The sequence below is a fragment of the Stenotrophomonas sp. STEN029 genome (assembly GCF_056760015.1).
This window is the reverse complement of the sequence record NZ_JBRREC010000095.1, coordinates 1-19,147: the sequence shown is the minus strand read 5'-3', so window position 1 is coordinate 19,147 and position 19,147 is coordinate 1. Positions and strand designations below refer to the sequence as shown.

At 64.7% G+C, this 19,147-nt stretch carries 13 protein-coding genes and 1 riboswitch; of the genes, 5 read left to right on the top strand and 8 right to left on the bottom strand.

Annotation, left to right across the window (positions count from 1 at the left end):
* The first annotated feature begins 188 nt into the window (after positions 1–188).
* The 3 genes from ACVOLI_RS17390 (at position 189) to ACVOLI_RS17380 (ending at position 4,282) form a co-directional block, all read left to right on the top strand.
* Positions 189–2,204 (top strand): M2 family metallopeptidase, encoded by a 2,016-nt coding sequence (locus tag ACVOLI_RS17390; protein ID WP_481615359.1) that lies wholly within the window; start codon positions 189–191, stop codon positions 2,202–2,204.
* A gap of 183 nt (positions 2,205–2,387) precedes the next feature.
* Entirely contained in the window at positions 2,388–2,990 is a 603-nt protein-coding gene (locus tag ACVOLI_RS17385; protein WP_481615358.1) for a hypothetical protein, read from the top strand.
* A gap of 53 nt (positions 2,991–3,043) precedes the next feature.
* Positions 3,044–4,282 (top strand): hypothetical protein, encoded by a 1,239-nt coding sequence (locus tag ACVOLI_RS17380; protein ID WP_481615357.1) that lies wholly within the window; start codon positions 3,044–3,046, stop codon positions 4,280–4,282.
* A gap of 132 nt (positions 4,283–4,414) precedes the next feature.
* On the opposite strand, the gene ACVOLI_RS17375 is transcribed toward ACVOLI_RS17380, so the two are convergent.
* From ACVOLI_RS17375 to ACVOLI_RS17360, 4 genes are read right to left on the bottom strand one after another with little or no spacing between them, the layout of a single operon-like run.
* A complete protein-coding gene (locus ACVOLI_RS17375; RefSeq protein ID WP_481615356.1) occupies positions 4,415–6,277 on the bottom strand; it encodes a TonB family protein in 1,863 nt (620 codons plus the stop codon).
* Positions 6,274–7,674, bottom strand: coding sequence for a hypothetical protein (locus ACVOLI_RS17370; protein WP_481615355.1), 1,401 nt, complete (start codon positions 7,672–7,674; stop codon positions 6,274–6,276). The genes ACVOLI_RS17375 and ACVOLI_RS17370 overlap by 4 nt, the downstream gene beginning before the upstream one ends.
* Before the next feature lie 4 nt (positions 7,675–7,678).
* A complete protein-coding gene (locus ACVOLI_RS17365; RefSeq protein ID WP_481615354.1) occupies positions 7,679–8,434 on the bottom strand; it encodes a PP2C family serine/threonine-protein phosphatase in 756 nt (251 codons plus the stop codon).
* Between the two features lie 2 nt (positions 8,435–8,436).
* Positions 8,437–9,117, bottom strand: coding sequence for a vWA domain-containing protein (locus ACVOLI_RS17360; RefSeq protein ID WP_296248142.1), 681 nt, complete (start codon positions 9,115–9,117; stop codon positions 8,437–8,439).
* Between the two features lie 307 nt (positions 9,118–9,424).
* Between ACVOLI_RS17360 and ACVOLI_RS17355 the strand changes: the two genes are divergently transcribed.
* Positions 9,425–9,823 (top strand): hypothetical protein, encoded by a 399-nt coding sequence (locus tag ACVOLI_RS17355; protein WP_481615353.1) that lies wholly within the window; start codon positions 9,425–9,427, stop codon positions 9,821–9,823.
* Between the two features lie 173 nt (positions 9,824–9,996).
* Here the strand turns inward: ACVOLI_RS17355 and ACVOLI_RS17350 are convergent, their stop codons facing one another.
* Together ACVOLI_RS17350 and ACVOLI_RS17345 are read right to left on the bottom strand one after the other, a co-directional pair.
* The gene (locus tag ACVOLI_RS17350; protein ID WP_481508869.1) at positions 9,997–10,413 is read right to left on the bottom strand and encodes a hypothetical protein; all 417 of its coding nucleotides are present in this window, start codon (positions 10,411–10,413) and stop codon (positions 9,997–9,999) included.
* A 74-nt stretch (positions 10,414–10,487) separates the two neighbouring features.
* Entirely contained in the window at positions 10,488–11,708 is a 1,221-nt protein-coding gene (locus ACVOLI_RS17345) for a multidrug effflux MFS transporter (protein WP_481615352.1), read from the bottom strand.
* 335 nt (positions 11,709–12,043) lie between these two features.
* Positions 12,044–12,152, top strand: a riboswitch (glycine riboswitch).
* A 111-nt stretch (positions 12,153–12,263) separates the two neighbouring features.
* Here ACVOLI_RS17345 and gcvP point away from each other — a divergent pair.
* Positions 12,264–15,128: an aminomethyl-transferring glycine dehydrogenase gene (gene gcvP, locus ACVOLI_RS17340; protein WP_481615351.1), complete on the top strand. Its 2,865-nt coding sequence runs from the start codon at positions 12,264–12,266 to the stop codon at positions 15,126–15,128.
* Between the two features lie 379 nt (positions 15,129–15,507).
* Here the strand turns inward: gcvP and ACVOLI_RS17335 are convergent, their stop codons facing one another.
* On the bottom strand, positions 15,508–18,171 hold the full coding sequence (locus tag ACVOLI_RS17335) for a M1 family metallopeptidase (protein WP_481615350.1): 2,664 nt from the start codon (positions 18,169–18,171) through the stop codon (positions 15,508–15,510).
* A gap of 86 nt (positions 18,172–18,257) precedes the next feature.
* A complete protein-coding gene (locus tag ACVOLI_RS17330) occupies positions 18,258–18,989 on the bottom strand; it encodes an AraC family transcriptional regulator (protein ID WP_296253793.1) in 732 nt (243 codons plus the stop codon).
* Positions 18,990–19,147 lie beyond the last annotated feature (158 nt).

Sequence of the window (19,147 nt, the reverse complement as noted above, 5' to 3'; positions counted from 1 at the left end):
CCCCCCCCCCCCCCCCCCCCCCCCCCCCCCCCCCCCCCCCCCCCCCCCCCCCCCCCCCCCCCCCCCCCCCCCCCCCCCCCCCCCCCCCCCCCCCCCCCCCCCCACTACAGGGGTGCATCCCTTTCCCCACTTGCGGCCCGGCCGCTGCCCCACTAGCCTTCGCCGGTACTTACAAACCGGGGTTTGCTGTGAAGAATCGTCATTTGGTCCTGGCCGCCGCCGTTGGCGTGGCCGTGCTCTCGCTGGCTGCCTGTAAAAAGGACGCCGCCACCGACGCCGCCAAGCCGGCCACCACCCAGGCCGCACCGGCCGAAAGCGCCGACCAGTTCATCGCCCGCGTCAATGCCGAATACAAGGCCATGTACCCGGAAATGACTTCGGCCCAGTGGCTGTCGTCCACCTACATCAATGACGATTCGGCCCGCGTTGCTGCCAAGGCCAACGAGCGCTGGCTGACCGTGCTCAATGGCTGGATCGAGCAGGCCAACAAATACGACGGCCAGCCGATGAGCGCCGACACCAAGCGCGCCATCAGCCTGCTCAAGCTGATGACCTCGATGCCCGCCCCGCGCGACCCGCAGAAGCTGGCCGAACTGGCCGGCATCGCCACCAAGCTGGAAGGCGACTACGGCGCGGGCACCTACTGCGTGGGCGAAGGCGACAACAAGAACTGCCGCCAGCTCGGCGACCTTGAGAAGGTGCTGGCCACCTCGCGTGACTACGACAAGCAGCTCGATGCCTGGCAGGGCTGGCAGTCCACCGCCGTGCCGTCGCGCGCCAACTACCAGCGCTTCGTCGAACTGGTCAACGAAGGCGCCCGCGAACTGGGCTATAGCGATGCCGGCCAGATGTGGCGCAGCGGCTACGACATGCCGGCCGACCAGGTTGGCCCGGAAACCGACCGCCTGTGGGAGCAGGTCAAGCCGCTGTACGAGCAGGTGCATTGCTATACCCGCGCCAAGCTGGACAAGGAATACGGCAAGGACAAGGCCGAAGTCGGCGGCGGCATGATTGCCGCGCACCTGACCGGCAACATGTGGCAGCAGGACTGGAGCAACCTGTGGGACATGACCGCGCCGTACCCGAACGCGGGCAGCCTGGACATCACCGCCGCACTGGAAAAGCAGTACCAGACCAACCTCAGTGCCGCCCTCGCCAAGGCCGGCGGCGCCGACCCGGCAAGCCGCTTCAAGGCACAGCGTGAGGCCGAACTGGTCACCGCCCGGCAGATGACCGAGCGTGCGCAGGACTTCTACGTCTCGCTGGGCATGCCCAAGCTGCCGGAGAGCTACTGGCAGAACACCCAGTTTATCAAGCCGCTGGACCGCAACGTGGTCTGCCACGCCAGCGCCTGGGACATGAACATGGGCGGCGACGGCAAGGATGTGGGCCCGGACGTGCGCACCAAGATGTGCATCACCCCGAACGAAGAAAACTTCACCACCATCTACCACGAGCTCGGCCACATCTATTACGACCTGGCCTACAACCCGCTGCCGCCGTTGTTCCAGGGCGGTGCCAACGACGGCTTCCACGAAGCCATCGGCGACACCATCGTGCTGGCGATGACGCCGAAGTACCTCAACTCGATCGGCCTGGTCGGCGCGCAGCAGGAAAGCCGCGAAGCCACCATCAATGCGCAGATGCGCATGGCGATGTCGGGCGTGTCGTTCCTGCCGTTCGGTCTGATGATCGACCGCTGGCGCTGGGGCGTGTTCGACGGCTCGATCAAGCCGGACCAGTACAACCAGAAGTGGTGGGAACTGAAGGCGCAGTACCAGGGCGTGGCCCCGGCCAGCGCACGCGGCGAAGAGTTCTTCGACGCCGGCGCCAAGTACCACGTGCCAGGCAACACCCCGTACCTGCGCTACTTCCTGGCGCGCATCCTGCAGTACCAGTTCTACAAGGGCCTTTGCGACGCGTCCGGCTACACCGGCCCGCTCAACGAGTGCAGCTTCTACGGCAACAAGGAAGCCGGGCAGAAGTTCTGGGCAATGCTGAGCAAGGGTTCCAGCCAGCCGTGGCAGGCCACGCTGAAGGAACTGACCGGCACCGAGAAGCTCGATGCCGGCCCGATGCTGGAATACTTCGCACCGCTGCAGGAATGGCTGAAGCAGCAGAACGAAGGCCAGATGTGTGGCTGGCAGGCAGCGGCTCCGGCTGCTGCTCCGGCAGCCGCACCGGCGCAGCCGTCGGCACCGTAAGCGCTGCAACTGAAGATGCACGCAAAGGGCGCCGCAATGGCGCCCTTTGCTTATCCGCTCGCAGCATCTGCGTCGACACCAGATGCGACCTGCAGCAGCCCAGCACATCACGATGTGCCATGCCCCCGCCTTGACACATCGTCATGCCGTGGCATGGTTACCCGGCACCTTCGGGAGATACGGATGAAACTCGCAGCAGGCCTTGTCGCACTCGCCATCCATTCGGCGCTGCCCGGTCCGGCGCTCGCGACCGAGAGCACTGGTACCGGGCAGATATATGTCGGCATCACCGATACAAGCAGGACGCTAGGCCTTGCATTCACACCGCCGGACGAAGAAGGCTGGACAAGGAGTGGCTCGGGAACCAGTACGACGCTCAGCTGGAATGCGGAATCCGCTTCGGACAACCGCAAGATCGAAGCCTATATGACCACGCTTGATGCACCGATATCTCCGTTATCCGGCTACATCAGGACCATCAAACGCAACCTGGAACAAGGTTACGCAAGCAGCCCCCGCTTCAAGATCAGCGCACTCCAGGTGAGCGAGTATCCTGCAGACCCACGCTGCGCAAAGATCCATCTCCTGCTCGAAGCGCGACAACCAGCAGCGGATGGGCAACGGCAATGGAGCGAACAATACGCACTCTCCTGTGGCTCCCTGCAAGCCAAAGGCGTTGGCTACGAGTTGCGCTACTACCATCGCTACACCGATGACAATCGCGATCCCGGGTTTGAGGCAAACGCCAATGCCGTGCTCGGCAGCCTGAGCATCGAAGGCGATTGATGGCGTGAGCGTCTGAGCCACGTGGATGAACGGCAGCCACGCCAAGGATGAACATGGACAGTAGAAACACTGCAACAGACAACAGCGTTGACGCTCCACTGACCGGGCCCGGCAGCTACCCGCTGGACCTCACCGGCCCCGGCAGCCACACCCTGGTGCGTACGCTGGGCGTAGGCAGCCTGGTGATCGCACCTGCTGCAGCTGCGGGAAAATCCGATCTCCAGGTTGCCCCTGACCTCAGGATCAACTGGGCAGTCTTCAATCCATTCGCCACACCAGCCGGCTCACCCTGGCCGCGGGTGATCCACTACACGGGCAACGATCAAAGCATCTTCAAGTGGGCCCATCAGCGCCCCATCGAGCAGCTGACCTGGGTGCCTGGGCTCGACACCGATACCGTGGTCGATGCAACCGGATCCAACATCCGCACCCTCGCGATTCAACTGGGGCAGACGGAAGCACAGCTGCAGCTGCAGCTGCAGCTGCTCCTGCCCGGGCAGGAAATCGCAGCGAATCTCCACCTCGGTGTCTCCGGCGATATCAGTCGCTTCTCGGCGCAGGGACCACTGCCCCGCTCCCTGTCGCTGGCCCCGGAAACTGGCTCGCGCAGGGAGACCACTGCGTTCCAGCTACCGGACATGGGCGAGCTGCATGGCGTCCATGACCTGATGCTGGTCAACAAGCCGATGGCTCGCCCCATCTCGCTGAAATGTCTGTCACGCTTCAAACATCTGAAGTCGCTGAGCCTGTATGGCAACTTCGTCGACCTTGAAGCACTTGCGGCACAACCAAAGCTGCAGGACCTGCAGCTGCGCTACATGCCGTCATTGGCAGGCCTGCCAGCGCTGAGCTGCTGGCCCACGCTGGACGGCTTCATTGCCTTCAATGTCGAAGAAACCGCAGGCAAGCACCTGCGCCAGCAGTTGAAGGCCCGCAGCCAGCAGCGTCCGTGGAGCGGACATGCGTCGGTATCGCAGTTGCGCAAGCCAGCATGGTGGGAAAGCGAGTTTGGCCGTCCGTTCTCGGCCTGGCCAAAGCGCTCGGCCAAGCTGGCCAATGAGGCGTACGACAGCGCTTTGGCGGCATTGGCAGCTGCACGCACACTTGCCGACACGGAGGCCGCCGTTACCCGCTTCAGCGTACGCTTCAATACGCTCAAGGGCATCGAAACCGCCGAACGCGACGACCTCGGCGAGGCAATCTGGCAGCTCGGCCGTTCGGAGCATGCCCTGCGCCTCGGCGTAAGCGATGATCTCGCGCAGCGGTGGTTCGACGCAGCGCGCGACTATTGAGCAGGGTTGCGGACGACAGCCATCGCGATTTTCCCTTGAGCCACCACGGCGATTCCTTCCGGCATGCGATCACCGGACAAGCTCAACGGTGAACGTGAAACAGCAGATGGTCCTGCCACTGCAATGCCGCGCTCAAGGACCACGAAACTCCACCGGCACCTGCAGCGTCACCGTGTCCACCTCCGACGTCGCAGCCCCTGGACTCACATGCCAACCCAGGGCTGCATCACGCGCCGCTTTATCGAGCGCTGCATGGCCGCTGCTCTGCGCAATGTCGACGGCCTGTACCCGCCCGCGGCCGGACAGCGTGATCGACAGCAGCACCCTGCCCTCGGCCGATGTGTTCAATGCCTGCCGCGGATAGCGCACCGGGTTGGATCGCGCCTTTGCCGCCACCAGCATGCCAAGGAACTCGGACGCACCAACGCCTTCGGGGCGCTCAACGATGGCAGGCTCGGTGTCGGCCTGTTTCGGCGCCGGCTTGAACACCACTGCCACCCGACGGCGCTCGCCCGCAGCAGCCACCCCGCCGACGGCACGCCAATAGCGCGCGGCGTTGCGCGCCCTGGTATCCAATGCCGGGTCACCACTGCTGTGTTCGATCAGCACCGAGCTGATGGCGCCGCTTTTCAACACGTCGATGGCCAGCACCAGGTAGGTTTCCTTGACCACACCGGAAGGTGGCAGCGTGACCGGCGCATGCATGGCCGCAAAACCCGATGCAGGCAGATCCACCACCACCTCGCCCCGCGAAGCGAACAGATTCGGGGGCGACGGCGGCGACGGAGGCGGTTCGGCCAGCAGGCCACGCCCTGTTGCCACGGGCAACGCTTCGGGCAACGCTCGTTCGGCGCGCAGGCGATCGCTGGCCAGCGCATCCGGGTTCGGAGCCTGCGCGCTGCCACCGCTTTCTTCCCAAGGCAGCACGGCTACCCGTGACGACAGTATCGCCAGGCGTTGGGCGGAGATCTCCGGCAACCGATTCACATGCAGCTGCAGTTCGGTCCGAATCATGCGGTGGTACGTCTGGACCAGGCTGGGCTGGGTGCCTGCCGCGCCATCACCGCGGGTGAGCATCTCGGCAGTGACCAACGCACCGAATGCCAGTTCCTCGTCCGAATCCACAACGATGGCGGCGTAGTTCTCCCACAACGCAGCCGTCATCGGCTGGTAGCCCAGCAATGCTTCCTGCAGCGACACGATATCGCGCAGACGGGTATCGAGTGAGGGAGCAGGCGCATCCGCAGCATCGGTTGCAGCCTGCAGGCGCAATGCCGTGCCCAGCTCGCCAAGCCTGTGGGTCAGCAACTGCATGCCGCTGAATGTCACCTCGGGCATCGCCGCCCACATTGCCTCCAACGCCAGGCCACGCTCGCGCCGTGCATCAGCGGCGTTGGCCGGATCGTCGGTGGCCCTGAATCCTGTCAGGAAGCGCTCTTTGGCCCGCTCATACTCCAGCCGCTGCTGCTGGCGAGGGGGAAGCTGGCGCTGGTTCGACCACCGTCGCAGTTCCTGCAGGGCGGCATTGGCCTCTTCGCGGTTGCCGCGTGCGGCGTCACGAGCTATCTCCACCACTTTTTCGGCGGCGTCGCGCTCGTAGGCACTGCGTGAATACCAGGCGATATCATCTGGCCTGCGCCCGGGGGCCGCCTCAACCGTGTCCATCGACATGATGGATGAAGACTCCTTGCGCACCGGTGCCTTGCCGGTACCAAACAGCACCAGCGAGAACACCACCATCGCCAGCACCGCTGCGGCCAGATAGGCAACATCACGGTCGAGCCACGCCACCCGCAGCAGCGAAGCCACCGCGGCCAAGCCACCGAGGATCACACCTGCACGGAATGCCAGCATCCCGTCACGCGGCGTGCCGCTGGAAAGCTGGCTTCCAACCCAGACGATGCCATCAAATGCCAACGCAGCAAGCAGTCCCCACAGCGGCGCCAGCAACAACATGACCACCAGGGCGACCAGCAATCCAATGGCGATCTTCATGGCCGCTTGCCCAGGATCAGCACCGGCACGAACACCACGAACAACAGGACTGCAAACAGCAGCAAGCCGCCTTGCATGCCCATCATCATTGCATCACCCCAGCTGGGGTTGGCTGCCGCCTTGTATCCGCGATAAGCCGGCATGCCCCAACTGATCGCCCAGCCAAGCAGCAAGGGCCCGACTATCGCCATCAGCAGACGCACGCCCAGCCCCGGGGGGGCCGCCGGACGTGCAGCTTGCATGGGCATCGCATGACCCTGCACCGGCTGCACAGTACGCGTGCCGGTGGCGCGTGGCCGCTGCTGATGCTGCGCCTTGGTAGTCTTGCGCGTGGCCCGCGCCTTGGTCGCGCGTGCACTATTGGCCAGAAGGGCTTTGCGCGCGCAGGCCGCGCACGGCATGCCGCTGAAATGCTGGTGGCTTGCGTCCTTGCCGCACTTCACCAGCATGCCGGCGCTGCGTCGCGCATACGATTGCAGCAGGCTTGCCCACTCCTCCGCCGACGGCCGTTGCCCCGGCCGGTCAGAGAAAGCGCGGTCGAACATCTGCCGCAGTCCCTCGGGGAACGCCTGATGGCCACTGACCGGTGATGGCTGCAGACGCATGTTGCCGCGGCCGCGACCGTAGGGATAGAGATTCGCCGCGATGCGCCCGGGAAGATCGCTGGGCACGCTGGCGTCCTGCGGACGCCCGCTGTAAGGATGCAGGCCCGAGTTGAGCAGCTGGAAAACCATTACCGCCAACGCGAAGCGATCCTGTGCCTCTTCCTGCCCGGCCTTCACCCCACGCTGCTGGAATTCCGGCGCCAGGTAATCGGTGGTCACCTGCCCGGCAGGAAAGCGTTCGTCCTTGCCCTGGATGCTGAAGCCATCGCAGTCCAGCATCGCGATGAACAAGGACTTGCGATAGAAACGCACGTTGAGTGGTTTGAGGTCCACCACGTAATGCTGGCGACGGTGCAGTGCCGCCAACATCACCGCCAGATTGGCGGCCAGGGCCGCCTTCGCACCCAACGCGGTTGGCAGGCCTTCAGCGCGCGCCTGCCGCTCCTGCAGCACATGCTCCAGGTCGCTGGTGGCGGCAATATCCAGCACCGGCATGCTGAAGCCGATGAAACGACCACTGCGATCGTGCAGCAGCCCGGTCGGCCAGGCGATCTGCACATGGCGCACACCCTTTTCCTGCACATCCGGCAGGTCCGGGCTGAGCTCCAGCATGGCCTTGAGCTTGCGCTCGTAGACGCGCGTGTCGACGCTTGGGTGATAGAGCTTGGCGACCTCGAGCGGCCGTTCCTTGAGCAGGAACACGCTGCCGGCACCGCCGCTCTTGATCAACCTGCCAAGCGTCAGCGGTGCGCGCCGTGCATCCTGGATGGTTTCACCACTGCGTGCCGGCATGTGCTCAGCCCGGCAATGCAAGCAGCAACGTCTTGTCGTCGCCGGTTATCTGGTCGGTGCGCGGATCGGCCAGGGTCGCCTGCAAGGCCTGGCTGCCCTGCGCTTCATCCACGCCGCGCAGATAACGGATCACCGGGCCGATGAACGGCTGGAACAATTCGCTGCCATCGCGGTTCATCGCGAACGGCTGCACGCCATCGGACATCAAGACGACCGCCTCGATATCGCCTTCGAAACGCATCAGCCGCAGCTGCTGCTGCCAGTTGTCGCCGGTGACGAACCAGGTTTCATTCGCGTACTCGCCGTTGGCAGGCAACGACACCGCTGTCGCCTGCGGCTGCGCGAACGCACATGCGGCGACACCGTCGCCTACATGGAAGAACCAGCCGCCACGCGTTTCGGCAACCACCCCGACCAACGTGCAGGCATGGTCGGCCAGGCGCAACCCCTTCGATACCGAGGCCATCGCCAACTCACCGCGCGCATCATTGACCGCGCGTTCGATGATCGCGCGCAGCACATCCACGCCCAGCTCCAGCGGTCGGCTGCCCAATGCGGGATGGACCGCCACCGCGGACACCACGGCACTCGCCACATGCTGGGCCCCCACGTCGCTATGCGACGCCGAGCCGGCACCGTCACAGACCGCAGCAACCAGCACTGGCCCCACGCAGGTGGAAGCGAACGCATCCTGGCAGGGCTGGCCCCGATCCAGGTGCGAGCGGCCGGTGGCAGATGCCGCCACCACGCGCCACGCCATGGTCAAACCGGCGCCAGCGACCAGGTATCGGTGGACGGCAGTTGCACCTGGCCGCCCGGTGTCGAGTTGGACACCACCCGCATGCTGGCGCTGAGCCACAGGAACAGCTCCTTGAACTGCAGGCCCTGCATGCGCTTCACGCCACGTTCGCCGTTGCGGCTGAACTGCGCGAGCACGGCCACCTCAGCATCACCAACACCGATCGGGAACACGGCCACACGGTTCTGTGCCTCGCTGTCGCGGCAACGCTCGGCGCTGGCTTCCCAGGCATCGGTAGGCAGGCCGTCGGACATCAGGAACAGCCATGGCCGCGTATAAGCCACGCCGGCATTGCGGAAGCGCGCTTTCTCGTCCTCGATCTCCTGCAGCGCAAGATCCACGGCTGCGCCGGTAGGCGTGGTGCCATTGGCCGACAGCTGCGGCGCAGTAAAATCCATCGCGTCGCACCAGTCACCAATGACGCTGGCACTGTCCATGCCGCCGTACTCGATCACCAGCACGCGCACGCGCTTGGCGGCGATCACATCGTCCTTGAGCTGCTTTTCCAGCAGCTTCAGGCCGGCATTCAACTGCTCGATCGGCGCGCCACCCATGCTGCCGGAACAGTCCAGCACCAGTACCAACGGGGTGCGCTGCTCGCTGTTGTCGACCAGCGATACGTCAGGAATACCTGCTACGGACATCAGTAGTGCCTCCATGCTCAAAAGAACGTCGTCCGATTGATTATAGCCACAACGTCGATTTCAGCCTTTCAGATCCGTCCCCACACCATCCGCTACCGACTGCATCCACGGCCTGCTTACTGCCGCCGCGCGCCCTGCATCGCGGGCACGGCAGCTGCCGCAAGCGAGCGGACTACTGGCCGCGTCGCTGCGCTACCATCGGCGATATCGAGGACATGGCTTCCCTGCCGGTTCCGATGCTGCAGGCATCAACCGGTCTTTCCCTCGGTTCAATCCGCCACCCGGCGGCACGACAGGAGTACCTGGCATGACCTGGATCATTGCTGTTGCTCGTTGGCTGTTCGCCCTGTTCTACACCTACGTTGGTGCCAGTTGGTTCTCCTATAAGTTGTTCGGCACTGCATGGCCGGACCACAAGGAAGCCCCCGCCGCCAAGGCACTTACCACCGCGCTGACCGACAGCGGGATTGTTGATCCGTTGATCGCCGGCAGCTGCCTGGCGGGCGGCATCCTGCTGCTTTTCCAACGCACCGCGCCCCTCGGCATCGCCGTACTTGCACCGCTGGTCACCGGCATCTTCATCTTCCACCTGTTCCTCAACCACGATTGGCCGTGGGGCACCTTCCACTTCTGCTATCTCGCGGTCCTGGCATGGCTGCATCGCAGCGCGTTCCGGCCGTTGTGGAACTACCAACGCCCCCGGTAGTGCCGAGCCATGCTCGGCAGGGGCTTCACCGATAGCAGTCATGCAAAAGCACTGACGCTGTACGAGCTTCGCGGCTTACGCCGCTCCCACAAGAACAGGTGCGCAGGCCACGCTCGCTACAAACGACAAGGGCGCCAACGGCGCCCTTGTCGGTTTCAAGCTTTCACGCAGGCTCAATGCGTGCCCGCAGCCGCCTTGCCCACCGCGCCCAGCTCGCCGGCCAGATTGCGCTTGTAGGTGTCGAAATCGATGCCCTGCTCCGCCGCTTCGGCATGCGCGGCGTCCTTGAGCACATCGGAATACATCAACCGCACCGGCGTGTCGTTGTTCTCGTGCCATTCTGCGGCCTGCATGATCAGCGCGAGCACGCGTGCAGCACTGGTGGTCTCACCGGCAATCTTGCCATCCATGCCCAGCACCCATTCGCCATCACGGCGGACGATGCCGGCCAGCAATGCACGGTGCTGGTCGCGAAGCTCGGCATGCGGCTCCACTTTGGCCTTTACCGGCGGATTGGCTTCGGCCTGGTTGCGTGCGCGCTCGGCCAGCTTCTTCTTCGCCTCGCGGCGGCCTTTGGATTGGATCGACATCAGTTGTTCACTCTTTGAACGGCCGCCGGTGATGGCGGCGCGACTATTGTCCCCGATGCGGGGGTGAATTCGTGTCAGGACGCGGTTTCGTCACGCCGGGCCCGCTGGCTCATGCGCTCCCACTTCCACATCGCCCAGCTGCCTAGGCCAAACAGGGCCGCACCGATGGCCAGGCTCAGGCCGCTGCGGCTGAGCATCGGCGACAGCACGCCGGCAATGATGGCGTTGGTCACCAGGGTGCTGAATGCCTGCATCGACGAGGCCGTGCCGCGCTGGCGCGGGTACATGTCGAGGATGGCCAGGGTCAGGATCGGGAAGATCAGGGCCACGCCAAACGAGGTCAGGGTGAACGGCAGCACCGCCCACGGCACCGTCATCTCGGTGGCGAAGGCGTTGTAGCTGATGTTGTAGATCGCCGCCACCGCCATGAAGCTGTAGCCGATGCGCACCGCGCGGGCACCGTCCATGCGCCCTGCCGCGCGGCCGGAGGCATAGGCGCCCAAGGCCATGCCGCCGATGGTCGGGATGAACAACCAGGCGAACTGGCGTTCGTTCATGTGCAGCAGGTCAAGCACGAAGGCCGGCGCCGAGGCGATGTACAGGAACAAGCCACCGAAGCCCAGCGAGCCGGCCAGGGCCAGGCGCAGGAAGCGCGGGTTGATGCCGATGCTGATGTAGTCCTGCAGCAGGCGCTTGGGGTGCAGGCTGAGCCGTGCATGCGGCGGGTGGGTTTCCGGCAGCCAGATGCAGGTGATCAGCAGCAACAGCGCCGAGAACCCGACCAGGAACCAGAAGATGCCCTGCCACTGCGTCCAGCCCAGCAGCCAGCCACCGATGATCGGGGCGATGGCCGGGGCAATGGAGAAGATCATCGAGACCTGGCTCATCAAGCGCTGGGCATCGTCACCGTCATACAGGTCACGGATCACCGCGCGGCCGATGATGTAGCCCACGCCGGCCGACAGGCCCTGCAGGAAGCGGAACAGCAGCAGGGTGCCCATGTCGGTGGAAAGCGCACAACCGACGGAGGCAGCGATGAACACCACCAGCCCGCCGATGATCACCACCTTGCGGCCGAGCGCATCGGACAGCGCACCGTGCACCAGGCTCATCAGCGCATAGGCCAACAGGTAGACGCTGATCACCTGCTGCATGGCCAGCTTGTCGGCGCCCAGATCGGCGCCCATGTGCGGGAATGCGGGGAACACCGCATCGATCGCGAACGGACCGAACATCGACAGACCGGCCACCAGAATGGCGATACGGCGCAGTGAAACCTGCTTGTTTGCTTCCATGGCTTTCAATAACCAGCAACGGCACCGGCGCGGGGCCGATGTGGGGTGGGGACAGGATGAACAGGACCGGGCGCGACGGCGCTCCGCGGCCATGATGCGGCAATTTGTCCGGACATTCACCCACTTCAGCCAGCGGTTCCGGGATGCCCGGCCGTACGCGTGCAACGCGCGGGATTGAAACCGGGATGCAGATGGTAATCCAAGCCGCTGCGCGGGTCTGCCCCGGGCCTTTACCGGGCTATAATCGCCACGCTGTACGAACAAGGTGGGAGAAGCGGTTCACCCCGCTGCCGAAGGCGCAAACGCCCGTAATCGCTCAGGCCCGATACCACCCGTAGCAAAACTCTGGAGAGACCGGTTCAATCCGGCGCCGAAGGTGCACGAAGCGCACGATCCTCGTCGCGTCGCTTCCAAACTCTCAGGCAAAAGGACAGAGGGGCGCGAGGTAAGCCTTTGCTTGCCGGCTGTGGTGGCGCGCGTGCGCGGCACCCGGACGGCAACCGGGCAGACCTGGCTCACCGCCCCTGCCCTGCATGCCTTCTCCGGACGTCAGCCATGACCCAGAACACTCTTTCGCTGCGCGAACTCGAACACCATTCCGCGTTCGTCGACCGCCACATCGGCCCCAACGACGCTGAAATCGCGCAGATGCTGCGCACCGTTGGCCACGATTCGCTCGAAGCACTCACCGACGCCATCGTGCCGGGTTCGATCAAGTCGCCGGCGCCGCTGGCGCTGCCCGAGTCGCTGACCGAAGTCGACGCGCTGGCCAAGATCCGCGCCATCGCTGACAAGAACAAGGTCCTGCGCAGCTTCATCGGCCAGGGCTATTACGGCACCCACACGCCGAACGTGATCCTGCGCAATATCCTCGAGAACCCGGCGTGGTACACGGCGTACACGCCGTACCAGGCGGAAATCTCGCAGGGCCGCATGGAAGCACTGATCAACTTCCAGACCATGGTCGCCGACCTGACCGGCATGGAAATCGCCAACGCCTCGCTGCTGGATGAAGCCACCGCCGCGGCCGAAGCGATGACCCTGGCCAAGCGCTCGGCCAAGTCCAAGTCCAAGGTGTTCTTCGTGCAGGACAGCGTGCACCCGCAGACGCTGGAACTGCTGCGCACCCGCGCCGAGCCGATGGGCATCGAGCTGCTGATCGGCAAGCCGGCTGACGCGCTGAGCGCCGACACCTTCGGCGTGCTGCTGCAATACCCGGACAGCCTGGGCAACATCGGCGACTACAAGGCGCTGGTCGAGGCCGTGCACGCCCGCCAGGGCCTGGTTGCCGTCGCCACCGACCTGCTGGCACTGACCCTGATCGCCGCCCCCGGCGAATGGGGCGCGGACATCGCCATCGGCAACAGCCAGCGTTTCGGCGTGCCGTTCGGTTTCGGCGGCCCGCACGCCGCCTTCATGGCCTGCCGCGACGCCTACAAGCGCTCGATGCCGGGCCGCCTGATCGGTGTCTCGGTCGATGCCGAAGGCAAGGCCGCGTACCGCCTGACCCTGCAGACCCGCGAGCAGCATATCCGCCGCGAGAAGGCCACTTCCAACATCTGTACCGCACAGGTGCTGCTGGCGGTGATGGCCTCGATGTACGCCGTCTACCACGGTCCGGAAGGCCTGCAGCGCATTGCCCGCCGCACCCACCGCCTGGCTGCGATCCTCGCCGCCGCGCTGCGTGGCAAGGGCGTGGCAGTCGGCAACGACTTCTTCGACACCCTGCACATCACCGGCGTTGATTCGGCCGCGCTGAAGACCAAGTCCGAAGCCGCCGGCATCAACCTGCGCATCATCGACGCCGGTTCGGTTGGCATCAGCCTGGACGAAACCGCCACCCGCGCCGACGTCATCGCGCTGGGCCAGCTGTTCGGCGCCAGCGTCGACGTGGATGCGCTGGATGCCAGCACCGCCGACGCACTGCCGAAGAGCCTGCTGCGCAGCAGCGAGTTCCTGACCCACCCGGTGTTCAACACGCACCACAGCGAGCACGAAATGCTGCGCTACCTGCGTTCGCTGGCCGACAAGGACCTGGCGATGGATCGCACCATGATCCCGCTGGGCAGCTGCACCATGAAGCTCAACGCCACCGCCGAGATGATCCCGGTGACCTGGCCGGAGTTCGCCAACATCCACCCGCTGGCACCGGCCGACCAGGCGCAGGGCTACAAGGAACTGATCGACGGCCTGGAAGCGATGCTGGTCGAGTGCACTGGCTATGACGCAGTGAGCCTGCAGCCGAACTCCGGCGCGCAGGGCGAGTACGCCGGCCTGCTGGCGATCCGCGCCTACCACCGCTCGCGCAACGAAGCCCATCGCGACATCTGCCTGATCCCGGACTCGGCGCACGGCACCAACCCGGCCTCGGCCCAGATGTGCGGCATGACCGTGGTGGTCACCAAGACCGATGCCAACGGCAACGTCGATGTCGAAGACATCCGCCGCAACGCCGAGAAGTACAGCGACCGCCTGGCCGCGATCATGATGACCTACCCGTCCACGCACGGCGTGTTCGAGGAAGAAGTGGTCGAGATCTGCGAGATCATCCACAAGCACGGCGGCCAGGTGTACACCGACGGTGCCAACATGAACGCCCTGGTCGGCGTGGCCAAGCCCGGCAAGTGGGGCTCGGACGTGTCGCACCTGAACCTGCACAAGACCTTCTGCATCCCGCACGGCGGCGGCGGCCCGGGCGTTGGCCCGTGTGCGGTGAAGTCGCATCTGGCCCCGTTCCTGCCGGGCAAGCTGGGCGACAACGGCCCGGTCGGCATGGTCAGCGCTGCCAGCTTCGGCAGCGCCTCGATCCTGCCGATCAGCTGGATGTACATCACCCTGATGGGCACCGCCGGTCTGCGCAAGGCAACCCAGGTTGCATTGCTCAATGCCAACTACATCGCCAAGCGCCTGGCCCCGCACTACAAGACGCTGTACACCGGCCGCAACGGTCTGGTGGCGCATGAGTGCATCCTCGACGTGCGTCCGCTGGAGAAGACCTCCGGCATCGGCGCCGAGGACGTGGCCAAGCGCCTGATCGACTTCGGCTTCCACGCCCCGACCCTGAGCTTCCCGGTTGCCGGCACGCTGATGGTCGAGCCGACCGAGAGCGAATCGCAGCACGAGCTGGACCGTTTCATCGACGCGATGATCCAGATCCGCGAGGAAATCCAGGCCATCGAAGACGGCAAGCTGGACCGCGAGGACAACCCGCTCAAGCACGCCCCGCATACCGCAGGCGCGGTGTCAGCCAGCGAGTGGACGCATGCGTATCCGCGTGAGCTGGCAGCCTTCCCGCTGCCGTCGCTGAAGCTGCAGAAGTACTGGCCGCCGGTTGCCCGCGTGGACAACGTGTACGGCGACAAGAACATCATGTGCGCCTGCATCCCGGTGGATGCGTACAAGGAAGATGTCGAGGCGTGATCAGGGTTTGATTACCTGATGCGTGAATGCAAACAGCCGGCGAAAGCCGGCTGTTTTCTTGTGATGATTGGGAGAGTGGAGCAGCTGATCTTTCTTGGTCACTGCAAACAGCAGAGGCAAGGCTTCTGCTTTGGCTTCTGCTTTGGCTTCTGCTTTGGCCTTCCCTTCTCCCGTTTACGGGAGAAGGTGCCCAACGGGCGGATGAGGGAGGCTTTTGACTTTGCTTAGCTAGAAGCTTCCCCTCGCCCCCACCCCCGCTACGCGCCCCGGCCCGTGCGCTGGCGCACGGGCGGTGGAAGGCGAGCGAACCGACGGTTCGCAAACTGCCCCTCTCGCCCCGTAAACGGGAGAGGGGCTTGGAGCAAACAGCTGTGCCGCTTCAGTACCCTCGGGCCTTCAACCAGGCATCCACCTGCGGCTTGCGCTCTGCGCGCAGCCGCAGCTTGGTCTGGATCCCGGCAATCACCGTCTCCGCATCACGTCGCGAGGTCGGTGCGATATGTGCATCGGCAAATGCCTTGATCTTGTCCACCATCTGCAGGTTGTCGGCACTGCGGCCCAGGCCCGGGTAGTAACGCGCACGCGAGGTGCTGTCGACCAGGGTGTCCACCTTTTCGCGATGGGCAACAGCGAAGTCGAAGGCCAGGTCCGCATGCTCGTGCGATACGCCACCAATCATCCCCGCGCTGTTGGTTGCACCTGGCTCCTCGGTCAACGCCATGTCCAATGCACGCTGCGCCAACGCCTTGTCCTTGGGCAGGGCCAGCAGGCCGTAGTACTGGTCACGCACCATCGCCGAGGTTTCCTGCTTGGCCAACGCGTGCAGCTTGTCCCAGGTTGCCGCGTCGGCATTGCGTGCCACCACGCCGAGCACGCTGCTGCGCAGGTCCGGAGACAGCGAATCCGGCTTGGCCAGGAAGGTATCAAAGCGACGCTGCGCTTCGGCAATCACCTGCGCATCGTCCAATGCTGCCAAAGTGCCGATCAATCCACTGCGCAATTCCTTGGTCTGCGCCGAGTCGCTGTCCTTGCCGTCCCAACCCAGCGACTGCAGCACTGGCGACAAACGCGAACGTGCGTAACTGCGGAAAGCGGCCTGCCGCGCGGTATCGCCGTCGAACATGCCGTCGATGCCGCTCAATGTGCCGGCAGCCATGTCCCATAGATCGGTCGGCGCATCGGCGTTGATCTTCGCGATCAAATCCAGCAGATCCGCATCAGGCTGCAGGCCGGCTGCAGCCAGTGCACTGGTATCCATCATCACACCGAGCTGGTCGACCACCGGCAACTTGTCGAAGCCCGCGCTAAGCGCCTTGAACTGCGCCGGCGCATACAAGGTGCGGTAATAGCCCTTCTGCCCGGCATTGACCAGCAGCGGCCCAGTGCATCCCGGCAGCTGTACGTTGGTATCACCGTCAACCAGCGTGTGCACCACCTCACCATTGCCCACGCGCAGACTCACCGGCACGCGCCAATGCAGCGGCTGTTTGTCCTTGCGATCAATCGTGTACTCGCCCTGGCTCAGCTTCACCTGGGTGTTGCCAGCGACGCAGCTGCTGCTGGCGCGGATCAGGGGCACGCCCGGTTGCAGGGTGAAATCATGCGCCACTTCCATGAAGCGTTTGCCCGGAGCGGCCTTGTCGATCTCGGCCCAAAGGTCATCGGTGACTGCATTGCCGTAAGCATGGGCAGCGATGTAACGGCGCACGCCATCACGCCATGCATCGGCGCCGACGTAATCCTCGAACATCGAGATCACCGCCGAGCCCTTGCCATAGGTGATGCCGTCGAAGGCCTGGCTGGCCTGCTCCACCGTCGCCACGTGCTGCACGATCGGATGGGTGGTGACGTAGGCATCGCGGCCCATCGCGCCGCGGCTGGTATGCGCGGCATCGACGTTGTTGATGTCCCACTCGGGGTGCAGCTTGCGGGTGGTGCGCGCCTCCATCCACGACGCGAAACCTTCGTTGAGCCAGAGATCATCCCACCACGCCATCGTCACCAGGTTGCCGAACCATTGGTGCGCGATTTCATGTGCGGCAATCGAGAACACGGCCTTCTTGTCGGAGACGCTGGACACAGCCGGGTCCAGCAGCAAGGCGTATTCGAAGGTGAAGATCGCACCCCAGTTCTCCATTGCACTGAAGAACTGGCTGCCGCCAGGTGCGGCGACGTTGTCGAGTTTGGGCAGCGGATACTTCACGCCAAAGTAGTCGTTGTACTCACGCAGCACCTCGGCGCTGCCTTCCAGCGCAAACTGCGCCTGCTCGACCTTACCGGTCTGCGCGATCACGCCGATCTCGGTGTCGCCTTCCTTGACGGTGGCGCGTTCGAACTCGCCGCTGGAGAAGAACAACAGGTAGGTCGACATCTTCGGGGTGGTCTGGAACACCACCTGCTTCAGGCCTTTGCCCAGCGACGTGCTGCTGGTCACCGGCATGTTGCTGACCGCCATTTCCGCTTCCGGCACGGTCACGCTCAGGTCGAACGTCGCCTTGAAGCCCGGCTCATCCCAGGACGGAATGAAGCGGCGTGCATCGGAGTTCTCGAACTGGGTGAACAGCGCGCGCTTCTTGCTGCCATCAGCCACCGGATAATCCAGCGCGAACAAGCCATTGGCCTGGGTATTGATGGTGCCGCTGTAATCAATGTTCAGCGTGTAGCGCCCAGGTGCCAGCGGTGTGGCAACGACGAAGCTTGCGGTCTGATTGGCCTCGTCCACGCTGACCGTGGTCGGCATAGGCTTGCTGCCACCGGCCGCCTGCAGCTGGCTCCTGCCGAATCGCATGCCCGCTGCCTGCAGCACGATGCTGCTGGTGGGCTGCAGCACTTCCAGATCGATGCTGACTTTGCCGTCGAAACCCATCTGCGCGGGGTGCGGCGTGATCTCCACCCGGTAATGATCCGGACGCGCGGTACGCGGCAGCTGGGTGGTGGTTTCGTTCTTGCTCACGCCGGCTGCTACAGGTTCGGCAGCAAATACAGCCGGTGTGGCAATGCAGGAAAGGGCGATACCAATGGCAACAACAAGGGAACGGCGCATCAAAGCTCCTTACGGAAGGTCGTGGGCGAGACGCCCATCAGCTCCGCATCATCTGCCCCTCGATCGCCGCCCAACACCGCCGGAAGTCATAGCTCCGCGCGTGCGGCTTCCTGTTGCGCGCGCTCGGCGATCATCGCCCGATACTGCCGCGGTGCCATGCCGACTTCCGCTTTGAACTTGCGGGTGAACGCGCTCTGGTCACTGAAGCCACAGGCCTGGCCGATGCTGGCCACGCTGTCTTCGCCGTGCAGCAGATGCAGCGCGATCTGGATGCGCAGGCGTGTCAGCACCTGCTGCGGGGTCATCTGGAACACTTTGCGGAACGAGCGCTCCAGCTTGGACAGCGAGAAGCCAGTGATATCCAACAAGGTCTGCATGCGCACATTTTCGGCGTAATGCGTGTTGAGGTAGTCCAACGCCAGCCGCAGCGGCTCGTATTGTGACTCCAGCCCACCGCGCTGGCCCAGATCGCGGGAGATGCCGATCAGACCGACAACCTTGCCGTTCTCGACGATGGGACGCTTGCAGGTCAGGCACCACCCCGGCTGCTGGTTGGGAAACAACTGCAGCTCCATCACGTTCTCGATCACTTCGCCAGCCAGCACCCGCGCGTCCTGTTCGGTGTAGGCCTCGCTCATTCCGACCGGATACAACTCGTCGGCACGCTTGCCGATGGCGTCACTGCGCGACTTCATGCCCAAGCGCTGCATCATCGTCATGTTGACGTGGGTGTAACGCCCATCGATGTCCTTGGCGAAAAACAGCACGCTGGGAATGGCGTCGAACAGGGCTTCGATTTCGGCAGGGTCAATACGCATCGGGGCAGTCAGGCTGGCAGCGGGGGGGCGTGCCCAGCCATTCTAGCCAGTGCTGCGCTGCCTGTAGTGGGGGGGGGGGGGGGGGGCGGGGCGGGGGGGGGGGTGGGCGGTGCGGCGGGGGGTGGGGGGGGGGGGGGGGGGGGGGGGGGGGGGGGGGG